Genomic DNA, 21,638 nt, shown 5'->3' with positions numbered 1-21,638 from the left:
AGTTATTATACGTATAAAGATATCTTTATATCATATTATTCGATCAGTTGGTGGCGGTAGTAGGCTTGATAACGACAGTGAACAATGAACCGGAAGGCAAACTCCCTGTAGAGGACCTGGTGGGCTGCTTGCGTGCCTGTGGAGAGACGACGCGTATTCGTCTGCTTGCTTTGCTTGTGCTTGGTGAGCTGACCGTGAAGGATCTTACAGTCATTCTTGGGCAGAGCCAGCCTCGGATTTCGCGACATCTCAAGCTTCTTTGTGAGGCAGGGGTGATCAAGCGGTATCCGGAAGGGGCCTGGGTTTATTATCGTCTTGGTGAAGGTGGGCCAGCTGAGCTGGCGCGGCGCATTGTTGCGCAGAGTGAGCAGGATGATCCGGTACTTGCTGCCGACCATGAGCGATTGGTTTCGTTGCGCCGTGCAAAGGCAGAGGAAGCAGCGGCTTTCTTTGCAGCACGTGCCAACAACTGGGACAAGGAGCGTAGTCTTCATGTGCCGGAAGTTGCCGTTGAAGCTGCGATGCGTGCGCTCGTGGGGTCCAAGTCCTTTGATACCCTCCTGGACCTGGGGACTGGAACTGGCCGTTTGCTAGAGTTGTTCAGTGAACAGTACGAGCGTGGCATTGGCATTGATGCCAGCCAGAACATGCTTTCTGTTGCGCGGGCCAATCTGGACCGTGCTGGCTTGCAGAAAGCGCAAGTGCGTCAGGGCGACATTTACGCGCTGCCGGTTGCACCAGACACAGCTGATCTGACTGTGGTTCATCAGGTTCTTCATTATCTGGAAGAGCCTGGGCGAGCGATTTTGGAAGCTGCCCGTGCTTTGCGGCCGGGTGGGCGTCTGTTGCTCGTAGATTTTGCTCCTCACGAATTGGAGTTTTTGCGGGAGAAGCATGCGCATCGTCGTCTTGGCTTTTCTCAGGGACAAGTGGGCAATTGGCTTTCCGAGGCTGATCTGGAGCTTGTTTCAACGAATGATCTTACCCCGGGCGCGGGGGAGAAAGACAAATTAACCGTTACCCTTTGGCTCGCTCAGGATCGTCGGGTTGTGACCGACCTGCCTGTAGCGGATCAGACCAAGGAGCTTGCTTAGTTATGAGCGAACATAGTATCGATCGCCGTTTTAGGCTCAATGGAGCCTCTGACATCTCCGTTTCTTTCGAGTTTTTCCCTCCTAAGAGCGAGAAGATGGAGCAACAGCTTTGGTCATCAATCAAACGGCTAGAGCCATTGGCCCCGAACTTTGTCTCTGTCACTTATGGCGCTGGCGGATCGACCCGTGAGCGTACTCACTCTACGGTTTCCCGTATTGTGAATGAGACTGCTTTGAAGCCTGCTGCACACCTGACCTGTGTGGATGCCACCAAGGAAGAAGTGAATGAAGTCATTCGCGCTTACTGGGATGCGGGTGTTCGCCACATTGTGGCGCTGCGTGGTGACCCGGCTGCGGGACTTGGTGAGCAGTATCATCCGCATGAAGGTGGATATCAGTCTACCGCTGATCTGGTGGCTTCCATTCGTTCTATCGGTGATTTTGAGGTTTCTGTTTCAGCCTACCCGGAAAAGCACCCGGAATCTCCAAGCTGGGAGACGGAACTGGATGTTTTGAAGGCGAAAGTGGATGCGGGTGCGACCCGTGCGATCACACAGTTCTTCTTCGATAATGATCATTACTTCCGCTATGTGGACCGTGTTCGGGCAGCTGGCATCACTATCCCGATTATTCCGGGTATCGTGCCAGTGACCAGTTTCAAGGGCATTTCCGGCTTTGCGAAGAAGACCGGCGCATCTGTTCCAGGTTGGCTGGCGCACCGGTTTGATGGTCTTGATGATGACCCTCGCACCCGTGAACTGGTTGCTGCAGCTGTTGCTGCCGAGCAGGTGATGAGCCTTGCGGATGATGGCGTCGAGGACTTCCATTTTTACACAATGAACAAAGCAGACCTCGTTTACGCGATCTGCCACATGCTTGGTCTTCGGGCGAAACAAGATGTGAAAGCATTTGTCGCCGCCTAAACCTAATCCACGTACATAAAAAGATATTTGTCGGATTACGGTCCCCAATCGTAACCCGCAAAAAATAAAGACTAGAAAAGATCGGATCCCATGAGTTTGCAGGTGAAAAAGACCGGTTCGGACATTTTTGCAGCCCTAGAAGCAGCCGCCAAGGAACGTATCCTTGTTTTGGATGGCGCCATGGGAACTATGATCCAGAATCTTCAGTTCAATGAAGCGCAGTTCCGAAGTGAGCGCTTCAAGAGCTGGAACCAGGATCTGAAAGGGAATAACGATCTTCTGATCCTGACCCAGCCAGATGCCATTCGAGATATCCACCTGCAGTATCTGAAAGCGGGTGCAGATATTATTGAGACCAACACGTTCTCCTCCACTTCTATCGCACAGGCTGACTACGCGATGGAGAGCATTGTTTATGAGCTAAACAAGGAAGGTGCCCGCCTTTGCTGTGAAGCTGTTGAGCAGATGAAGGAGATTGATCCTTCCCGCCGCCGGTTTGTGGCTGGTGGGCTTGGTCCAACAAACCGGACGGCCTCGATCTCTCCGGACGTGAACAATCCGGGCTTCCGTGCAGTTTCCTTTGATGATCTGAAGGATTCTTATGCTGAGGCGACCCGTGGTCTGGTTGATGGTGGCTGTGATCTCATTCTTGTTGAGACCATCTTTGATACCCTGAACGCAAAAGCGGCTTTGTTCGCGATTGATCAGGTGTTTGAGGAAAAAGGCATCAAACTGCCGGTCATGATCTCCGGTACGATTACAGACTTGTCTGGCCGTACCCTTTCAGGTCAAACACCGGAAGCGTTCTGGAACTCTGTCAGTCATGCGGAGCCGTTTACGGTTGGCCTGAACTGTGCGCTGGGTGCAAAGGAAATGCGTGCGCACGTGGATGAGATTTCCCGTGTTGCGGATACTCTTGTTTGTGCTTATCCGAATGCGGGTTTGCCGAATGAGTTTGGTGAATACGATGAGAGCCCGGAATACATGGCTGGCCTCATGAAAGAGTTTGCCGAGTCTGGGCTGGTCAACGTGGTTGGCGGGTGCTGTGGCACGACGCCGGATCATATCAAGGCCCTTGCGAATGCGATGGAAGGCTTGAAGCCGCGTACTTTGCCAGAAGTGCCGCGCCTGATGCGTCTGTCCGGTCTGGAGTCGTTCACTTTCACCAAGGAAGTGAACTTCGTCAACGTGGGTGAGCGTACCAACGTGACGGGCTCTGCGCGGTTCCGCAAACTGATCAAGAACGATGACTACAATGCAGCGCTGGATGTTGCCCGCTCTCAGGTTGAGAATGGTGCGCAGATCATCGACATCAACATGGATGAGGGGCTTCTTGATAGTGAAGAAGCCATGGTTACTTTCCTCAACCTGATTGCGGCTGAACCGGATATTGCCAAGGTTCCAGTGATGATCGACAGCTCCAAGTGGACTGTCATTGAAGCTGGCCTGAAGTGTGTGCAGGGTAAGGCTGTGGTGAACTCGATCTCCCTGAAAGAAGGGGAAGAGAACTTCATCGCGCAGGCTAAGTTGATCCGCCGTTATGGTGCTGCTGTTGTTGTGATGGCGTTTGATGAAACGGGTCAGGCTGACACGTTTGATCGCAAGATCAACATCTGCAAACGCTCCTATGATGTGCTGGTTGATAAGGTTGGTTTCCCGCCTCAGGATATCATTTTTGATCCGAATATCTTTGCGGTTGCGACTGGTATTGAAGAGCACGACAACTATGGTCTGGACTTCATTGAAGCGACCAAGTGGATCTCTGAGAACCTTCCACACGCTCATATTTCTGGTGGTGTTTCCAACCTGTCGTTCTCCTTCCGCGGGAATGAGCCGGTTCGTGAAGCGATGCACTCTGTGTTCCTGTACCATGCCATTCAGGTTGGTATGGATATGGGCATTGTGAATGCTGGTCAGCTGGCTGTTTATGATGACCTTCCTGCTGAGTTGCGTGAGCTTTGTGAAGATGTGGTCATGAACCGCCGTTCAGATTCCACGGATCGTCTGCTTGAAGCTGCTGAGAAGTTTAAAGGTCCGGGTGGAAAGAAGCGTGAGGTTGATCTGCGCTGGCGTGAGGCAACTGTTGCAAAGCGTCTTGAGCACTCGCTGGTTCACGGTATCACTGACTTTATCGTGGAAGACACGGAAGAGGCTCGCCAGAACTTTGATCGGCCTTTGCATGTGATTGAAGGTCCATTGATGGACGGCATGAACGTGGTGGGTGATCTGTTTGGCGCTGGTAAAATGTTCCTGCCACAGGTGGTGAAATCTGCTCGTGTGATGAAGGCAGCTGTCTCCTATCTGATGCCATTCCTGGAAGAGGAAAAGCGTCGCAGTGGTTTGGATGAGAGTTCATCCAACGGCAAGATCCTGATGGCGACTGTTAAAGGGGATGTGCACGACATTGGCAAGAACATCGTTGGCGTTGTTCTGCAGTGTAATAACTTTGAAGTTATCGACCTTGGGGTGATGGTGCCAACAGCCAAGATCATTGATGAAGCGCGCAAGCACGATGTTGATATCATTGGTTTGTCCGGCCTGATCACACCGTCGCTTGATGAGATGTGTCACGTGGCTTCTGAGATGGAGCGTGAAGGTCTGGATATTCCGCTGCTGATTGGCGGTGCGACGACCTCTCGTGTTCATACAGCGGTGAAGATCCATCCGAACTACTCAAAGGGGCAGGCGATTTACGTCACTGATGCCGGTCGTGCGGTGGGTGTTGCGTCCCGTCTGGTGAGTGAAGGTGGTCGTGAGGCACTCTATGATGCGACCCGTGCGGAATATGTGGATGTTGCTGAAAAGCATGCGCGGTCGCGGAACAAGAAGGTGCGGGCGTCTATCGAGAAGGCTCGTGCAAACCGCTTCAAGCCGAATTTTGATGGATATGCTCCAACCAAGCCTAAGTTCATCGGCACCAAGACATTTACTAATGTCTCCTTGAAGGAGTTGGTGAGGTACATTGACTGGACACCTTTCTTCTCCACCTGGGAGATTAAGGGAGCCTATCCTGCAGTGCTGACAGATGACCGCTATGGTCCTGCAGCTCAGGCGCTTTATAATGATGCGCAGGAGATGTTGAAGGAGATCGTGGACGGCAATTTGTTGCAAGCGAATGCTGTGGTTGGTTTCTGGCCTTGTGCGCAGGATGGTGATGATCTTGTGCTTTACACCGACGAGAGCCGTACAACTGAGCTGAACCGTCTTTATACCCTTCGACAGCAGATGGACCGGAGTTCCTCTGATCGTGGGAACGTGGCTCTTGCGGACTTTGTTGCGCCAATCGACAGCGGCATCCCGGACTATGTTGGCGGGTTTGCTGTGACTGCGGGTATTGGTGAGGATGAAATTGCCAAGCGCTACGGCGAAGCTGGTGATGACTACAACAAGATCCTCTCTCAGGCGATTGCTGACCGTTTGGCAGAAGCACTTGCAGAGCGGATGCACGAACTGGTTCGTACTGAGCTTTGGGCCTATGCGCCGAATGAAGGTCTGTCTAATGTTGATCTGATTGCAGAGGTCTACGATGGTATTCGTCCGGCACCGGGTTATCCAGCACAGCCAGATCATACTGAGAAGGGTACTCTTTGGGAGCTGCTTGATGCGGAAGCGCAGACAGGTATCTCATTGACTGAGAGCTACGCGATGTGGCCGGGGTCTGCTGTGTCTGGTCTCTACTTCTCTCATCCTGACAGCCACTACTTCGGCATTGGCAAGATTGAGCGGGATCAAGTGGAAGATTATGCAAAGCGTAAGGGTTGGGAACTGGCAAAGGCGGAGCGCTGGCTGGCTCCGATCCTGAACTACAACCCGATGGCTCGCGAAGCTGCGGAGTAATTCTCTGAAACACTGAAATTTAAAAGGGCTGCGGATGTTTTCGCAGCCCTTTTTCTTTGTCGGATTGTCGCTGAGACGTGCAAAGACTGTTTCCAAATAGTGATCTAATCATTCGCTGTGGTTCCATTATGTATGTTCAGGAGAAGACAATAGCTCCTGTTTGGGGCATAGGAGACGACCGATGAAAAAGACAATTTTGAAAATCCATAGCTCAGCGGCAACTGCAACATCCGTAACCCGCCAGCTTTCTGATGAACTTTCTTCCAAGATCTTCAATGAGGGTGACACCGTTATCGAGCGCGATCTGAACTCCCCGATTTCGTTTATCAACGAAGCATGGATTGGTGCTGCTTACACCCCTGACGAGCAGCGCAGTGAAGAGCAGAAAGAAGGCCTTGCGCAGTCTGATGCGCTCATCGCGGAGCTGAAAGCGGCAGATGTGCTGGTTATTGGTGCGCCGATCTACAACTTCTCTGTGCCTGCTGTTTTGAAGGCATGGGTTGACCAGATTGCACGTGTGGGTGTGACCTTCAATTACACCGAATACGGCCCACAGGGCTTGCTGACAGGCAAGAAGGCATACATCGTTGCGGCAGCCGGCGGCGTGCCTGTTGGCTCTCCAGCAGACTTTGCAGTGCCTTACCTCAAGCAGGTGCTTGGCTTTATTGGTGTGAGCGATGTGGAAATTGTTGCAGCGGAAGGTGTTGCTGTTGACCGTGATGCAGCAATTGCACAAGCACAGAACACAATGGTTGGCCTGACATCTGTGGCAGCGTAACTGATACGCAAAAGCAATTAATCAACTGGAGCTCACTTTGGTAACAAGGTGGGTTTCTTTGTGCACCTGGTAAGCCTTGCCTTCGATTTTTGTTTTGTGAAGGACTTTGTCAGTGTGGGGGAGGGGGACTATAGCAAGCCGATAACGACAGCACCAACAAATGCAAATGCAAGTGTGATTGCGACGGCGTTAAAGCTTCGTGTGACAGTCATGGATTTATCTCCCGTTACTCACTAGCTGTTTAAAGCTTATGTGACGGAAGCCACGTTAGGAAGCAAAAAAATGCCATTTTTCATGGCACTGCTAGAAAAGCACCTAGGATCACTGAAAATTTCTGTAGCGAATAATATGTGTAAAGCCGGAGGATACTTTCTGGTTGTTTTGTGAAAGACCAAGGGAATTCTTGCGTTTCCTCTGTCAAATCAATATGCAGGTTTTCTGCAGCTTCGCGAATACTCGTCGGGCTATACTCATGCTTTTCCTGGGGTGAATTGGGCGTGGATAGTTTAAAACATTCATGACAATTCAGGCGGGAAAACGGAAATATTCAGCATTGAATCAGGAACAGCGCCGGGCAAACGCCTGTTCAAATCGGGGATTTCGAGGTGGGTTACAAGACAGGTGGGAACGCTGCCGGAAGACTTTTGTCTGCCGTTTTGGTTATCGGTATGTGCATCGGCGCTGCACACGTTAGTGCTGCCCCGATGCCCAAAGCTCGTCCTTATGTGGGCAATGTAACCTTATTGCCTCCGATGCCTCTTCCTCAGAGCAAGGTGAGTGTTCAGCCTTCACGTGTTCCTGCGGGCAAGCCGCTTTCTCTCGTTCCTGTGCCACTTGAAAACCAGCGTGTTTTTCCTCCTGCAAGCGATGCGAGGATGTGTGTGCTCCGTGGTTGGAGTGTTGAGATCTCAAACGCTGTTGACGGGCCGGGCGGATGTGGGATTGATCAGCCTGTTTCTTTGCGGTCTGTGGTTGGTGGTGGCCAAGAGATTGGCCTGACGATGCCAGTGCAAATTGAGTGCGAGCTGGCACAAAAGCTGGATGGCTGGTTGCAGGATGTGGCAGTGCCTGCTGCTCGGCGGGAACTTGGTGTATCCATCACGCGCATTCGCACGGCTGCAGGGTATGCTTGTCGTGGCCGGAATAACAAACGCGGCGCGAAGCTCTCAGAGCATGGCAAGGGCAACGCCATCGATATTGCAGCCTTCTATTTGTCTGATGGACGAGAAGTGACTGTTGAAGAGGGCTGGGACGGGTCTTCAGCTGAAGTGCGTTTCCTGAGCAGCTTACATAAAGGAGCCTGTGAGCGGTTCACGACCGTACTTGGCCCAGAGGCCGACAAGTATCACCGAGACCACTTACACTTCGATCAGGGCTGTCACGGCAAGGGCTGCAAATATCGCGTCTGCAAATAAAGGCGCGGGCTCACAGTCCTTTTTTCAAAAGCATGATGTGGGAACGCCCACCTGATTGAGACGGGGCTTTATCTCTTTCAAGCGGGCGTGTTCTGTGATGACAGGGCTTACTGGCAGAAACGGTTTTTGCCAGAGTACGTGCGATAGGTGCCGGTGTTCGGGTTAAAGCTTCTGTATTTGTTGGTGCAGTAGGCAAACCAAGCCGGGGACCACGGGGCTGGGGCTACAGCCTGAGCGTGATAAACCGGTGCTGGCTGATGCACCACTGGCGGACGGTAGGCTGGTGGGCGATACGCTGGCGCTGGTGGACGGTAGGCCGGGCGTGGTGGTGCAACGTACTGAGGTTGCGGTGTCACTGCATTGCCGATGATGAGACCTGCCGCCAGACCGATAACGCCGATTGCAGCTGCTTCACCTGCATTGATGCCGTGCTTCTTATGCTTTCTCTTCTTACGCTTATGGTAATAGTTGTTTTCAACGTAAGTGTTGTTCTCAATGTACGTATTGTTTCGCGGGCCTGCCTGAGCTGCAGAAACGACTGGCAACATCATTGCCCCTGCAAGCGCTACTGAAATTACTGCTGATGCTTTAGCCATTTTCGTCTCCGTAAACGGTATTTCGTGTTTGTTGAGACTAATTAACCAGAAGTGGCCTGAACCTTCTTTGAGAGCGCCATTCATCTTCTGTTCATGTAGATGAATGGGCTAGAAAAACTATATAAATCAATTCATTAGATGTTTGAAAAAATGTTTAAGACGCTGGTTTCTTGCCGAATTTTAAGTTGAGTACGTTATCCATCTTACTTAAATCAGTATGTTGTCCTCTCCAGATTATGGAGACCACTTTTCGGGAATACGCTTAAGTGGAGATAGACAAGAGCCAAGAATCTGAGCAGGGTCAGATTGGGAAAAGTGAGGTTGGTATGGAAAAGAAGATAGATCCAATTCGTGAAACCACCGATGAAGCACGCGCTCTTGCCAAGAAGCTGATCAGGTCTGTCAGATTTGCTTCTCTTGCTGTTCTGGAGCCAGAGACCGGCTACCCTATTGTCAGCCGTGTTGGTGTCAGCTCGGATGTTGTTGGTGCGCCGTTTATGCTTGCCTCCAGCCTTTCCAACCATTCTCAATGCCTTGTGCAGGATCAGCGGGTGTCTTTGCTGATTGGTGAGCCCGGTAAAGGGGACCCACTGGCTCATCCGCGGCTGACCGTTATCGGGCGCTTTGAGCGACTGAGCAAAGGGGATCCGCTGTGCACTGAGCTACGCAACCGCTATTTGATGCGGCATCCCAAGGCAAAGCTCTATGTCGATTTTGCTGATTTCGACTGGTATCGCCTGCATGTTGAGCGGGTGAACATGAACGGCGGCTTTGGTAAAGCGTTCCTGCTGGATACCGAGGATGTTCTGTCTTCTGATGAGGGACGCGAGCAACTCGCGGCTACCGCTCATGACCTTGTTATCCGCATGAATGAGCGCCGTGCTGATGATATTGGGGTGTTTGCCTCGAAAACCTTCAAGGTTGGCGCTTCAAAATGGGGGTTGGTGAGCGTTGATGGTGAGGGGGCTGATTTCTTTGATGGAGAGGCAGTTTACCGTCATTCCTGGGATCAGGAAGTGTCGGTTACGGAGCTAGAAAAGCTGCTGATGCAAACTCTTGGTTGTTCTGTGTAAAACCATGACGTAGGGTTTTGCTCATGTTGTTGTTCTAGTATGGCAACTATGCATGCGTGAAGCAAAACAGGATTGGTGCGGAAATGAACAAAGAGAATTTGGATAGCGCGGCAGGGGCAGAGGTCTACTCCGATAAAACTCTGCGTATTTATGACCTGTTGGTTCTGCGGTTCTCCAACACGTTTCTGTGGCGCTGTTCCGCTTCAAAGGCACTGAGCTTCTTCAACCGCAATGTCAGTGCCAATCACCTCGATGTAGGGGTTGGCAGTGGTTACTTTCTGGAGCACGGGCGCTTTCCGGATAAGACGCGTCTGGTGCTGATGGACCTCAACCAAACCTGTCTGGAGTATGCCAAGGCGCGCTCTGTGGTGGCAAATGTCAGCGTGACACAGACTGATGTGCTGGAGCCGATTGAGTGGACCGACGCCAAGTTTGACAGCATTAATCTGGGTTATCTGCTGCACTGCCTGCCGGGAACCATGAAGCAGAAGTATATGGTGTTTGAGAACCTCAGACCGCTGCTGAATGACGGTGGGATCTTGTTTGGCTCAACCATTTTGGGTGAAGGGCAGAAGCCAAACTGGGCAGCGCGCAAGCTGATGGGCTTTTACAACAGCAAGGGCATCTTTTCGAATTCTGAAGACAACCTTGATGATTTGCGCTCCAATCTGGAGACGTATTTCAGGGATGTGACGATTGAAGTGGTTGGCGAAGTTGCGCTGTTTAAAGGGCGTGTGTAGTCACTTCTTGCGGGAAGAGCACAAGGTTATCCTCGGGTGACCATGGCTTCCATTTCATACCGAATACGGTTTTAAAATCCGGCTGGTCGATCCGTTCGAGCAGCCATTTTTTTACGCTTGTAGGGGCTTCTATCTCAAAGCGTTCTTTATCTGCATTGGCGAACTGGCGCACGAATGGGAAGAGTGCCTGATCTGCGAGAGCTGGGCGTTTTCCGAACAGATACGTTGAACCTTCAAGGCGCTCAGAGAGCTTGGAGAGTTCTAGGATGGCGAGGGTGTAGTGCTCGTCCGGATCCGCGCCTTCGTAACGTGTTGAGTACTTGTATCTGTCCAGATTACGTTTGAAGTCGCCGTCCATCTCTTCAATCAGCTGCAGCATTTCCTCCAGCGTACCCACCTCAGGTGAGAGCCAGCTTTGAGGGTCGTTTTGCTGCAAAGCCCAGAGCATGATCTCAAGGCTTTCCTCAATGACGGTTCCATCTGCCAGTTGCAGGACAGGAACCGTTCCTTTTGGTGAGATTTCCAGCATGTGGGCTGGCTTGCTGCGCAGCACGATTTCGCGGAGGGCAACGGTTGTCTGGCTTGCGACCAATCCCAGTCTTGCGCGCATTGCGTAGGGACACCGACGAAATGAATACAGGATCGGGAGGGAGGTCTGCTCAGCCATGCTTTCTGTTGTCTGCCTTTGATTGATCGTTTTCAGCAGCTGGTATTTCTAATGAATCTACCGGAGCAATGCCAGCGGATTTGCGCTCATAAGCCTGAATTGCCTTCTCTTCTTTCAAAAACGCTTCGATATGCGGCTGCAATGGAAGCTTTGTCGCGAGTGTTTCGGTCTCTTCCAGCACCGCTGAGGTTGGGACAAAAGCCTTCTGTGCGCGGTCGTACATGCTGACGCGCACCAGACCGGTCGCAGCAACAATGCCTTTCTTCGGGCCTTTGGTGAAGATGAAGCGTTGTTCCATCACACAGGCCTCATCCGTCCAGTACACAATCTCGCTTTCCAGCTTGAACGGCTCGCCAAAGGGGAGCTCGCGCCGAAAGCGGACGGTGGCGTGATTGGCCAGCGGCGTCCATTTGTTGCGGAAAATCGCTTTGCCGAGCTTGGTGCGGCTCATGTGATCCACACGACCAAAATCCATCATGGCCAGATAGCGGCTGTTGGTGAGGTGGATGTTCATGTCAATGTCAGAGGGGAGAACGCGCAATCGGACAACAGACTTGCTGAACATGTCTGCTAGTTTTTCCTGAAAAGGGAACTTAATGAAATAAAGTATAAGTCTAAACCAGAGTTGCATTTCTTCTCCACGTGATAGCTCACGGGCTTTCACAAAAATCTAATGGATTTTCCAATAGGGAATTAGCTTTCCTATTAGGTCAGGTGTGTTGTGCCAGATGTTTGAAGATATTTCTAGTTATCTCTTTGTGTGGGAGATTGCGTATAGCTCAACGGAACTTGCTGCTGTTGCGGGCGCTTTTTTCTTTGCAGCTTTCGTTAAAGGCGCGACAGGCCTCGGGTTTTCAACGACTTGTCTGCCGTTTCTGGTTTACGCGGTGGGGTTGAAAAGAGGAATTCCGCTCATCTTACTGCCCAGTATTACCAGCAATATTCTGGTGATGGTCGATGCCGGGTCTTTCAGGGAGATGGTGGATCGCTTTCGCTGGATGTTGCTTGCCACGGTGCCGGGGATTCTGCTGGGCCTCTGGTTTCTGGATGTGGCGCCCGCTCAGGAAGCTGTTGTGGTGCTGGGTTTTGTGCTTATCAGCTATGCCTTGTTTGCTTATTTCACGCCGCACCTGAAACTCTCCTATGAGATGGAGCGCTTCCTTGGGCCTGTCAGCGGCTTTATTACGGGCGTGGTGAATGGCATTACCGGTTCGCAGATTATGCCTGTAATGCCCTATCTGTTGTCGCTGAATCTCAACAGTGAGCGTTTTGTACAGGCGATCAATTGCTCCTTTACTTTGTCCTCCTTTGTGATGGCGGGTGGCCTTTACTATCTCGGACTGCTTGATCTGAGTGCGCTTGTTGTTTCTGCACTTGGGCTGGCTTTTGTCTATCTGGGCACCAAACTGGGCTCGGTGGTGCGCCAGCTGATGTCGCCGTCGGTTTTCAGGGCGTCTATTCTGCTGCTTTTGTTCGGGCTTGGGTTGAGCTTGCTGGTCAAAGGATTTTAGCGGCCATGCTCTAAGCTAACTGGTGGTTGATGGATCCCTTCAGTTTGCAGATGGAGATGTTAGAGATTGTTGCAGGTTCACGCCTAGGCTCTGCTGCATGATGGATATGGAAGCAGACATGGCAATGGCGGCGGAGTATCTCGGCTATACGGCCTTTGAGATTGCCATCATCATGTTCACGTTCTTCTTTGCAGCTTTTGTGAAAGGCCTTGCAGGGCTGGGGTTTACAACGATCTGCCTTGCTGTTCTCGCTTACACGGTGGGTTTGAAGAAGGGCATTCCGCTTATTGTGATACCGGGGCTCATCAGTGATCTCATACTGGTTTATGAAGCCGGGCATTTTCGGGAATCTTTTTCTCGCTTCTGGCGGATTTATCTTTATGCGGTGCCGGGCGTTGTCATTGGTCTTTGGTTTTTGGGGTGGGCGTCCACGCATTGGCTGACAATCCTGCTGGGGTTTATCATCATGGCGTTTGTGGGATATGCGCTGCTTTCCAAGAACCTGAAGCTGAAAACGCATTGGGAGAAAGCTGGGAGTTCGCTGTCTGGATTCTCAACCGGATTGCTGACAGGGATGACAGGCTCACAGTTGATGCCGATCACACCGTTTCTGGTGTCTCTCGATCTCCCGCGCAGCCATTTCATTCAAACGATCAATAGCTTCTTCACAGTCGTGACAGTCATGATGATCCTTGGTCTGACATACATGGGCCTGTTGCATCTTGGTGCTTTTGCGATTTCGATCACCGGGCTGGTTTTTGTCTATATCGGCACCAAGAGTGGTAACTATCTTGGCCGGCGCTTCAGCCCGATCCTGTTCCGCTATTGCGTGCTGGTGATGATGCTTTTTTCTGGTCTCGGCCTCATTATCAAAGAGGTTTGGCTGAATGTAATGTGATGACCAACCTTCTTGCAATCTGATTGAAGGATACCCAATTGCACATCAGTCTAAACCGCAAGCGCGAACTGCGCTTAAGGAAAGTTTTCAGAAAATGGTGATCCTTCAATTGGTTGGGGGGCTTGTGCTGCTGCTTGTTGGCGGTGAAGCATTGGTGCGCGGCAGTGTGGCTGTTGCGACGCGTCTGGGTGTTTCCAAACTGTTTATCGGGCTGACCCTTGTTGGCTTTGGCACATCCATGCCGGAGCTTGTGGCCAGTTTGCAGGGCGCGCTTGCTGGTTACCCCGGTGTTGCCATTGGCAACATTGTGGGCAGCAACATAGCTAATGTGCTGCTCATTTTAGGCATTACGGCAGTGATCTTACCCATTGCGGTGAACCGGGAAGCTTTTCAGCGTGATGGTGCCGTGCTTGTGCTTTCAAGCCTGATTTTGCTGGGTGTCATCCTGACGGGATATCTGTCCCGATGGGCTGGTTTCGTTCTGATTGGCCTGCTGCTGGCCTATACACTCTTCAGCTATTGGTCGGAACGCAAAGCGGGAAAGGCAGCGGCTCAGATTCATGAGGCTGAAGCTGATCAGGCGAGCTATCCGAACCTTTCCATCTGGGCGGGGCTTGCGATTTTTGCTGTCGGTGTGGTTGGCATCGTTATTGGGGCGAGTTTGCTGGTGTCATCCAGCGTTGAAATTGCGCATCAATTTGGGGTTTCTGATGCGGTGATTGGCTTGACGCTGGTTGCGATTGGCACATCTCTGCCAGAGCTTGTCACCTCGGCCATAGCTGCGGTGCGAGGCCATGCTGAGGTTGCATTTGGCAATATTGTTGGCAGCAACATCTTCAATATTTTCGGCATTGGCGGTGTAACAGCCCTTGTTGTGCCAATTCCGGTGCCCTCTGAGATCGCGCAGGTGGATATCTGGGTGATGGTGGGCACGGTTGTGCTGATGGCGATTGCCTGCATTACCGGCTGGCGAGTGAGCCGCAGGGAAGGTGTGTTCTTCCTGTGCTGTTACGCAGCTTATATGGTTTTTCAGCTTATGCCCGGCCTACGTGCTGCAGTTGGTATTGCGTGATGCTGCAAAGCGTTTTGGAAAAAACTTACTCCCCTCCTGAATTCCTCCCATACTGTGAACCTATGCCTACGTAACGGGCTGCTGGCGGAGCGACCGTCAGTTTGTCGTAGGTTGGGCGGGGCTATTGGAAGACGTAACGCACCTTTCAGTGGTCCGGTGAACCGAACTTCAAACGTGACCGCATGGTTTGAGGGGAAGGGCCCAGGACTATAGGGTATCACGCGGCGACGGATACAAGAGCACCGGCAGGGAAACTTGCTTTTGCGAAGGTATCAGTCAAAGACGGAGGAACTGTTTGGGCATGGAAACGTGTCTGGATAAGCCACTTTCTTTCCGGGAAACCGGCTATCGTGCCTTATAGGCAAAAGAGGCGACGTTGTTCATCCCAAGAAAGCCCGGGCAAGGCGTGTAGCTGATGCCGAAGACTCATTACTAACAAACAGCGCAGGCATTGCCTGCCGCCTTGCTCATCCCACCTTCCGGGAATTCTGGTTCAACACTGCATGGGATGCCATGTGGTGCTACGGGTGTTTACGGGAATCGTGGATTGGTGGACTTCCGCTCTCTGAGGTATCATTAGCTCAGTCTAGCCAAGGTAAAGTGCCATGAAGGTCAATATGCGCGAAGCGAAGTCCAACCTTTTCAAGCTTGGTGAGAAGGTTTGGCAAGGAGAGCGTGTCGTGATTACCAAAGCTGGAAAGCCCTACCTTGACCTGGTGCCACATAAGGGGGAGTTGAAACCGCGAAAATCCGGACGCTTCAAGGGGCAGATCAAACTTGCCGCTGATTTCAATGAAGAGATTAAAGAGGTTACATTTGGCTTTGAGGGCGACGAATGAGAAGCTGACTGAGTTGCCGGTTGCTGTAAATCTAAAGTCGAGCCTTCTTGTTTCCTCTAAGCGCAGGAAGCTGACGAACAATCTTAATTAGGTCCAGTGGAAAGCTGCTGGGTGTGGCTATATTGGTCCTCCTTGAAGGTTTTTATAAGCACGATTTTAGATAGGAGTGGTCCCTAGCCCCTGTGCCCAACTAAGGAGATCAGATGTCAGAAAATAGTTCGCGCCCCCATGCTCTGTTGGATATCAACTTTGTTCGACCGATTTTAAAGCAAATCAAAGAAGGTCGTGATCCTCATGAAATTAGAGCGACAATGGAAGGGCAAGATGTCGTTTCGATAGTCGAAAAACTCGTCGAATTTGGATTGGTTGATCACCTTTCATTGGTAGCAGCTTCCGTAAATCAGGCTAGGTCAGGTAACTATTTCCTGACTGATAAAGGACTTCGGTGGCTACGTACCTACGACAGATGGGAGCGCTTCAAATATGGAATTTTAAAATGGCAGCTTTTTTGGGGGGTTATTTTCGGAGTCTCTATCAATATAGTATCGAGCTTTATCTGGCAGGCTTGGTTTGTTTAGTAGTGTGGTTGTGATGCTTATGGTGTGCTGGTGGTAGTAATGTGGTGGCTGAAATTAAGCGCGGTGAACATCCTAGTGCTCATGTAGTGACCATTAATGACTGTGAATATGGATATGATAATCCAGATAATTCTGTAAGAGATAACGCAAATCGCGAGAAACGGAGATGTTTGCGATTACTAATCACGAGAGCCAATTATTAATCTAAAAACGCCCGGCTGAGTGAGCCGGGCGTTTCTGTTGTTTGATCTTAAGTAGCCTATTCTGGGGTGCCCCAGCCGCCGCTGGTTGGGGGGACGACTGTGATGGCTTCGCCGGCTTCCAGAATTGTTTGGTCGCAGCCTTTCAGCTCTTCCATCTGGCCGGAATTGCGGCGCACGTAGGTGCGGCCCTTCTGGCCATCTTCGCCGCCCTGCATGCCTTTTGGAGCGATGGTTCTGTGGGAGGCCAGGATTGCGCAGTCCATCTTTTCCAGGAAGCGGATGGTGCGTTTGGTGCCGTCACCTGCATGCCACTTGCCTTTGCCGCCTGTTTCCTTGCGGATGTGGAAGTCTTCCAGCAACACAGGATAGCGGAACTCAAGCACTTCCGGGTCGGTGAGGCGAGAGTTGGTCATGTGGACGTGGACGCCATCAGTACCGTTGAAGCCCGGACCTGCCGGAGAGCCGGAGCACAGGGTCTCATAGTACTGGTAGGTGTTATTGCCGAAGGTCAGGTTGTTCATGGACCCTTGTGAATTCGCCATGGCACTGAGAGCTGCGAACAGAGCGTTGGTGATGTGCTGCGAGGTTTCTACATTGCCTGCCACAACAGCTGCCGGATAATGCGGGCGCAGCATGGAGCCTTCCGGCACCACAATGTTGATTGGACGCAGGCAGCCTGCATTCATCGGAATGTGTCCTTCCACCATGACGCGGAAGCAGTAGAGCACAGCGGCGCGGGTGACAGGTTCCGGTGCGTTGAAGTTGTTCTCTTTCATCGGGCTGGTGCCGGTGAAATCAACAGTTGCTTCACGCTTGTCCTTATCAACGGTGATCTTGACTTTGATGGTTGAGCCCTGATCCGTTGGATATTCGTAGGAACTGTCGGAGAGTGCTTCGATCACACGGCGAACGCTTTCTTCAGCATTGTCCTGCACGTGGCCCATGTAGGCCTGCACGGTTTCCAGACCAAAGTGGTCTGTCATCTTGCGCAGTTCCTGAACGCCCTTCTCATTAGCGGCGATCTGGGCTTTCAGATCGGCCACGTTCTGGTGAACGTTGCGAACCGGGTATTTGTGGTTGGTGAGCAGCTCGACCAGAGCTTCTTCGCGGAAGTCGCCTTGGTCCACCAGCTTGAAGTTGTCGATTAAGACGCCTTCTTCATCCACCTTGGTGGCGAGCGGGGTCATGGAGCCCGGAGCGGAGCCGCCGACATCAGCATGGTGACCACGGGAGGCCGCCCAGAACAGGATTTCCTTGCCGTCGTCATCAAATACCGGAGAGACAACGGTGATATCCGGCAGGTGGGTGCCGCCGTTGTAAGGAGCGTTGAGTGCGAACACGTCGCCCGGTTTGATCCTGCCTTTGTTGAGAGAGATGATCGCCTCAACGGAACGGTCCATGGACCCGAGATGCACCGGCATGTGCGGTGCGTTTGCTACCAGCGCGCCGTTTTGGTCAAAGACCGCGCAGGAGAAGTCCAAACGCTCTTTGATGTTCACGGAGTAGGCGGTGTTTTGAAGGGTGACACCCATCTGCTCGGCGATGGACATGAAGAGGTTGTTGAACACTTCCAGCATCACCGGATCTGCGGTGGTGCCGAGAGCGACTTTCCTCTCCAGCGGGATGGTGCGGGTTAGAATGATGTGGTTCTTGGCGTTGACCTGCGCATGCCAGCCCGGTTCCACAACGATGGTGGCGTGTGGTTCCATGATGAGGGCAGGGCCTTGCAGCTTCATACCCGGCTGGAACGCATCGCGCTTGAGGATGGACGCATCCTGCCATTTGCCGTTTGCGTAGAACTGGGTCTGTTCTGCAATTGCCGGAGCATTTGCTGCCAGTGCTTCGTCTGGTTCCTGCAGGCCAGCGCCGCCGCCGATTGCTTCCACTTCGAGCGCTTCGACCACGATGGTCTTGTTCTCGTAGGCAAAGCCGAACTGTTTGATGTGGTTTTGGGTGAAGGCGGCGACCATGGCATCGAGATCACCGGTGTTCAGATCCACCGCGATTGGGGTGTCAGTGCCGTCATAACGCAGGTGCGCACGCGGAAGGATGGAGAGTTCGTCTTCTGCAACGCCCTGATTTTCGACTTCTGTTTTCGCGTCTGTTGCAAGGCGCTGAGCGAGGTCTGCAAGAGCTGTCAGATTGTCGGTGTTCAGCTCTTTAACAACGGCTTGCTGACGGGTGGCGCGGATGTCCGCAAGGCCCATACCGTAAGCAGAGAGGATGCCGGAGAGCGGGTGCACGATGACGGTTTTCATGCCGAGGCTGTCGGCAACCATGCAGGCGCTCTGGCCGCCAGCACCGCCAAAGCAAGTGAGGGCGTATTCGGTGACGTCATAGCCGCGCTGAACGGAGATCTTCTTGATGGCGTTGGCCATGTTCTCAACGGCGATCTTCTGGAAGCCTTCTGCGACTTCCTCGCCAGTGCGGCCATCACCGATTTCAGCGGCGAGCGCGTTGAAGGCTGCTTTGACTTCTTCGATTGCCAGCGGCTCGTCCTGATTTGGACCGAAGATCTTAGGGAAGTAGGAAGCGTTGAGCTTGGACGTCATGACGTTGGCGTCGGTGACGGTGAGTGGGCCACCTCGGCGGTAACACTTCGGTCCCGGGTTTGCACCAGCGGAATCTGGACCAACCTGGAAGCGACCGTCTTTGTAATGGAGGATGGAACCACCACCGGCTGCAACGGTGTGGATCATCATCATTGGCGCGCGCATGCGAACACCAGCTACTTCGGTCTCAAAGGCACGCTCGAACTCGCCATCGAAGTGGGAGACGTCAGTAGAGGTGCCGCCCATGTCGAAGCCGATGAGTTTCTCGAAGCCCGCCATTTTGGAGGTTTCAACGGCACCAACAACACCGCCAGCAGGGCCGGAGAGAATAGCGTCTTTGCCCTGGAAGAGGGAGGCGTCGGTCAGACCGCCGGAGGACTGCATGAACATGAGACGGCAGTCGGTGTTCTGGATGTCGAGTTCACCAGCAACCTGATCCACATAGCGGCGCAGGATTGGGGAGAGGTAAGCGTCAACAACAGTCGTGTCACCACGGCCAACCAGCTTCATGAGTGGGGAGACTTCATGGCTGACGGAGATCTGCGGGAAGCCGACTTGCTTCGCGATGTCCGCCAACTGCTTCTCGTGCTCAGGGAAGGCGTAGGCGTGCATCAAGACGATAGCGATGGAACGTGTGCCGTTAGCGTAGGCTGCTTCGAGCTGGGCTTTGATCTGGTCAAGGTCCGGAGCGGCTTCAACGGTGCCATCAGCGCGGACGCGCTCATCAGCTTCCAGTACCTGATCGTAGAGCAGCTCTGGTTTGATGATTTCTTTGGCGAAGATGTCCGGGCGGGCCTGATAGCCGATTTCCAGAGCGTCGCGGAAGCCTTTGGTGATGAGCAGAAGGGTGCGGTCACCCTTACGTTCCAGCAGTGCGTTGGTGGCGACTGTGGTGCCCATCTTTACCGCCCGGATCTGGTCGGACGGGATGCGGGTGTCTTTGGCAACACCCATGAGGTCGCGAATGCCCTGAATGGCGGCGTCTTTGTAGGCCTCAGGGTTTTCGGAGAGGACTTTATGGGCGCGTATTTCTCCTTGAGGTGTGCGTGCAACGATATCTGTGAAGGTGCCGCCGCGGTCGATCCAGAAGTCCCACTTGCTCATTGTCATGTTTTGTCCCACCTCGATTTGAAATCTTATTCTGTGATACATCTACAAAATGTAGGCATATTGTCAATGTGAATATGTGAGAGTCAGGAGAAACGCGGCGATTGGTATTGAAATTTACGTGGATCGGTCTTTTAAGAGAGGTTGTGTGATCTACGTAAACTCTCGACATTATGTTGCGCGAGATGGTGCGAATCTGCGCAATTCTAACTTGGTGGTTGTGAGGTCAAAAATGAGTGATGCTTTAGAGCAGAAAAATACTGGTGGGCTGGGCGTTGGACCGGTCGTGTCCTCATCGCACCTTGCATCGGGTGAATTGCCCGCACTGTCTGAGGTGGAATTTGCGGTGACAATGATGGTGAATGCCTATCATCGTTGGATGGTGCGCTGCATGGCTGCTGCAGGGCAGGAGGGCTTATCTCCTCTGGAAACGCTGGTGCTCCACTCCGTCAATCACCGTGAGCGTTCAAAAACACTGGCCGATTTATGCCTTGTTCTGAATATCGAAGATACTCACACGGTGTCTTACGCTCTGAAAAAGCTGGAGAAGGCGGGCCTTGTGCAATCCGGTAAGCGGGGCAAAGAGAAAATTGCCGAGATTACTGAGGAGGGTCGTGCGCTTTGTGATGCTTACAAGCAGCTGCGTGATGCCTTGCTGGTGAAGCCTGTGAAAGAACTTGGGCTTGATGAAGCTGAGCTGTCCCGGCTTGCATCTGTTTTGCGCAGTGTGTCAGGTCATTACGATCAGGCTGCTCGTTCTGCCGCTGCAATGTAATGTGATCGCAGCGGGAACCTGCTATCGATTACTCAATCGACATGCTCATTGTGGGCGAGGCCTGTGTCTCCCATGAGCAGTTTGATCCATCCGGGCATTTTACCGGTTCTGCGCAATGCACCATCTATGGAGAATTCTCCCCCTCCTGTGGTGGTGAAGCTAAGATAAGACGCAAACAGGATCAGCGGCAGCTCCCATGAGACGGCTGTGGCGAAGGAGACGAAACCGTGCTCCAATGCTCCGCTCAGCGTGGCTGCAAACAAGATATAGGCTGCAGCGAAGAAACAAGAGAGACGGGTGAGCAACCCGAGGCCGATGCCAATTGCAATGGCCAGTTCTGCCAGACCTGCTGCATCAATGATCATGGCAGGGTCGGGATAACCGAGCAGGGAGAAGAATTCCACGTGCTCCATGTAAGGGAGAGACCCGGCAAACAGCTTGTCGGTGAAGTGTGGCACCATCACAAAGCCAACCAGAATACGGAAGAAGGTGAGTTGCCATTGCCAAAGCGTGAGGCCACGGCCTGCTGTCTCAAATGAGTTGCGCTGGATAGTGCTGAGGAACCAGATGAGATTGACGAAGAAGGCAAAGGCCAATGGCCAGCTGAGCAGATAGGCATAATAGAGTGAGGCAATCCGCCAGGCGACAAGTTGGCAAAGCAACATGCACAAAAAGCCGAGTGTGAAATTTTTCGGCACGACGATCACGACAAAGAAGAATGCCAGTGCAAGCCAGATCAGCATGGGCCGTAATGCAGATTCTGGAATGGGTGACATGAGCACTTCCAGAGAGATGAGTGCTACGACGCCCAGCAATAGGGCTGTAATGAGGGATTGAAGCAGCTGGAAGAAAGACAAGTAGTGGAAGGGCCGTGCAATCTCTGCAAGATCCTCCTCTTCGCTCATGTCCTCAGTATTTGCATTGCTCTTGTCTGCCATAGCTACCTCACAGCGAATCCCAAGCGCGGGTCATTTGTGTCA

18 protein-coding genes are annotated in these 21,638 nt (G+C 52.4%); 13 read left to right on the top strand and 5 right to left on the bottom strand.

Annotated features, from left to right (window positions below):
• Positions 1 to 77 precede the first annotated feature (77 nt).
• The 5 genes from PsAD5_RS23755 to PsAD5_RS23735 all read left to right on the top strand — a co-directional run bounded on the left by PsAD5_RS23755 (position 78) and on the right by PsAD5_RS23735 (position 8,047).
• Entirely contained in the window at positions 78 to 1,094 is a 1,017-nt protein-coding gene (locus PsAD5_RS23755) for an ArsR/SmtB family transcription factor (RefSeq protein WP_208860167.1), read from the top strand.
• Between the two features lie 2 nt (positions 1,095 to 1,096).
• Entirely contained in the window at positions 1,097 to 2,017 is a 921-nt protein-coding gene (gene metF, locus PsAD5_RS23750; RefSeq protein WP_063293926.1) for a methylenetetrahydrofolate reductase [NAD(P)H], read from the top strand.
• A 90-nt stretch (positions 2,018 to 2,107) separates the two neighbouring features.
• On the top strand, positions 2,108 to 5,854 hold the full coding sequence (gene metH / locus PsAD5_RS23745; protein WP_063293925.1) for a methionine synthase: 3,747 nt from the start codon (positions 2,108 to 2,110) through the stop codon (positions 5,852 to 5,854).
• Between the two features lie 181 nt (positions 5,855 to 6,035).
• Positions 6,036 to 6,632, top strand: a complete 597-nt coding sequence (locus PsAD5_RS23740) for an FMN-dependent NADH-azoreductase (RefSeq protein WP_063293924.1) — start codon at positions 6,036 to 6,038, stop codon at positions 6,630 to 6,632.
• A gap of 605 nt (positions 6,633 to 7,237) precedes the next feature.
• Positions 7,238 to 8,047, top strand: coding sequence for an extensin-like domain-containing protein (locus PsAD5_RS23735; RefSeq protein ID WP_063289968.1), 810 nt, complete (start codon positions 7,238 to 7,240; stop codon positions 8,045 to 8,047).
• Positions 8,048 to 8,154: 107 nt separating this feature from the next.
• Here PsAD5_RS23735 and PsAD5_RS23730 read toward each other — a convergent pair whose 3' ends face one another.
• A complete protein-coding gene (locus tag PsAD5_RS23730; RefSeq protein WP_057465821.1) occupies positions 8,155 to 8,643 on the bottom strand; it encodes a BA14K family protein in 489 nt (162 codons plus the stop codon).
• A 326-nt stretch (positions 8,644 to 8,969) separates the two neighbouring features.
• Here PsAD5_RS23730 and PsAD5_RS23725 point away from each other — a divergent pair, with 326 nt between their 5' ends.
• Complete coding sequence (locus PsAD5_RS23725; RefSeq protein ID WP_063290148.1) at positions 8,970 to 9,716, top strand: HugZ family pyridoxamine 5'-phosphate oxidase; 747 nt, start codon at positions 8,970 to 8,972, stop codon at positions 9,714 to 9,716.
• 83 nt (positions 9,717 to 9,799) lie between these two features.
• Positions 9,800 to 10,456, top strand: coding sequence for a class I SAM-dependent methyltransferase (locus tag PsAD5_RS23720; RefSeq protein WP_063289967.1), 657 nt, complete (start codon positions 9,800 to 9,802; stop codon positions 10,454 to 10,456).
• On the opposite strand, the gene PsAD5_RS23715 is transcribed toward PsAD5_RS23720, so the two are convergent.
• Together PsAD5_RS23715 and PsAD5_RS23710 are read right to left on the bottom strand one after the other, a co-directional pair.
• Positions 10,440 to 11,123: a glutathione S-transferase gene (locus PsAD5_RS23715; protein WP_063293923.1), complete on the bottom strand. Its 684-nt coding sequence runs from the start codon at positions 11,121 to 11,123 to the stop codon at positions 10,440 to 10,442. The genes PsAD5_RS23720 and PsAD5_RS23715 overlap by 17 nt on opposite strands.
• Positions 11,116 to 11,688, bottom strand: coding sequence for a thioesterase family protein (locus PsAD5_RS23710; RefSeq protein ID WP_063293922.1), 573 nt, complete (start codon positions 11,686 to 11,688; stop codon positions 11,116 to 11,118). The genes PsAD5_RS23715 and PsAD5_RS23710 overlap by 8 nt, the downstream gene beginning before the upstream one ends.
• A 163-nt stretch (positions 11,689 to 11,851) precedes the next feature.
• On the opposite strand from PsAD5_RS23710, the gene PsAD5_RS23705 reads away from it, so the two are divergent.
• The 5 genes from PsAD5_RS23705 (at position 11,852) to PsAD5_RS23685 (ending at position 16,021) form a co-directional block, all read left to right on the top strand.
• Complete coding sequence (locus PsAD5_RS23705; protein WP_063293921.1) at positions 11,852 to 12,634, top strand: sulfite exporter TauE/SafE family protein; 783 nt, start codon at positions 11,852 to 11,854, stop codon at positions 12,632 to 12,634.
• Between the two features lie 97 nt (positions 12,635 to 12,731).
• Positions 12,732 to 13,532, top strand: coding sequence for a sulfite exporter TauE/SafE family protein (locus PsAD5_RS23700; protein ID WP_063293920.1), 801 nt, complete (start codon positions 12,732 to 12,734; stop codon positions 13,530 to 13,532).
• 94 nt (positions 13,533 to 13,626) lie between these two features.
• Positions 13,627 to 14,604: a calcium/sodium antiporter gene (locus tag PsAD5_RS23695; protein WP_063293919.1), complete on the top strand. Its 978-nt coding sequence runs from the start codon at positions 13,627 to 13,629 to the stop codon at positions 14,602 to 14,604.
• A 605-nt stretch (positions 14,605 to 15,209) separates the two neighbouring features.
• Complete coding sequence (locus PsAD5_RS23690; RefSeq protein ID WP_063293918.1) at positions 15,210 to 15,443, top strand: type II toxin-antitoxin system Phd/YefM family antitoxin; 234 nt, start codon at positions 15,210 to 15,212, stop codon at positions 15,441 to 15,443.
• Positions 15,444 to 15,646: 203 nt separating this feature from the next.
• On the top strand, positions 15,647 to 16,021 hold the full coding sequence (locus tag PsAD5_RS23685) for a hypothetical protein (protein ID WP_063293917.1): 375 nt from the start codon (positions 15,647 to 15,649) through the stop codon (positions 16,019 to 16,021).
• Positions 16,022 to 16,280: 259 nt separating this feature from the next.
• Here PsAD5_RS23685 and PsAD5_RS23680 read toward each other — a convergent pair whose 3' ends face one another.
• A complete protein-coding gene (locus tag PsAD5_RS23680) occupies positions 16,281 to 19,880 on the bottom strand; it encodes a hydantoinase B/oxoprolinase family protein (protein ID WP_084406046.1) in 3,600 nt (1,199 codons plus the stop codon).
• Positions 19,881 to 20,115: 235 nt separating this feature from the next.
• Here PsAD5_RS23680 and PsAD5_RS23675 point away from each other — a divergent pair, with 235 nt between their 5' ends.
• Positions 20,116 to 20,658 carry a winged helix DNA-binding protein gene (locus PsAD5_RS23675; RefSeq protein ID WP_057465707.1) on the top strand — a complete coding sequence of 181 codons (543 nt, stop codon included), beginning with the start codon at positions 20,116 to 20,118 and terminating at the stop codon, positions 20,656 to 20,658.
• A 32-nt stretch (positions 20,659 to 20,690) separates the two neighbouring features.
• On the opposite strand, the gene PsAD5_RS23670 is transcribed toward PsAD5_RS23675, so the two are convergent.
• A complete protein-coding gene (locus tag PsAD5_RS23670) occupies positions 20,691 to 21,596 on the bottom strand; it encodes a DoxX family protein (protein WP_063289959.1) in 906 nt (301 codons plus the stop codon).
• Between the last annotated feature and the right edge of the window lie 42 nt (positions 21,597 to 21,638).

This window comes from Pseudovibrio sp. Ad5 (assembly GCF_001623095.1).
Taxonomy (GTDB): domain Bacteria; phylum Pseudomonadota; class Alphaproteobacteria; order Rhizobiales; family Stappiaceae; genus Pseudovibrio.
The sequence above is the reverse complement of the archived record's forward strand: the minus strand, read 5'-3'. Positions and strand labels throughout refer to the sequence as shown.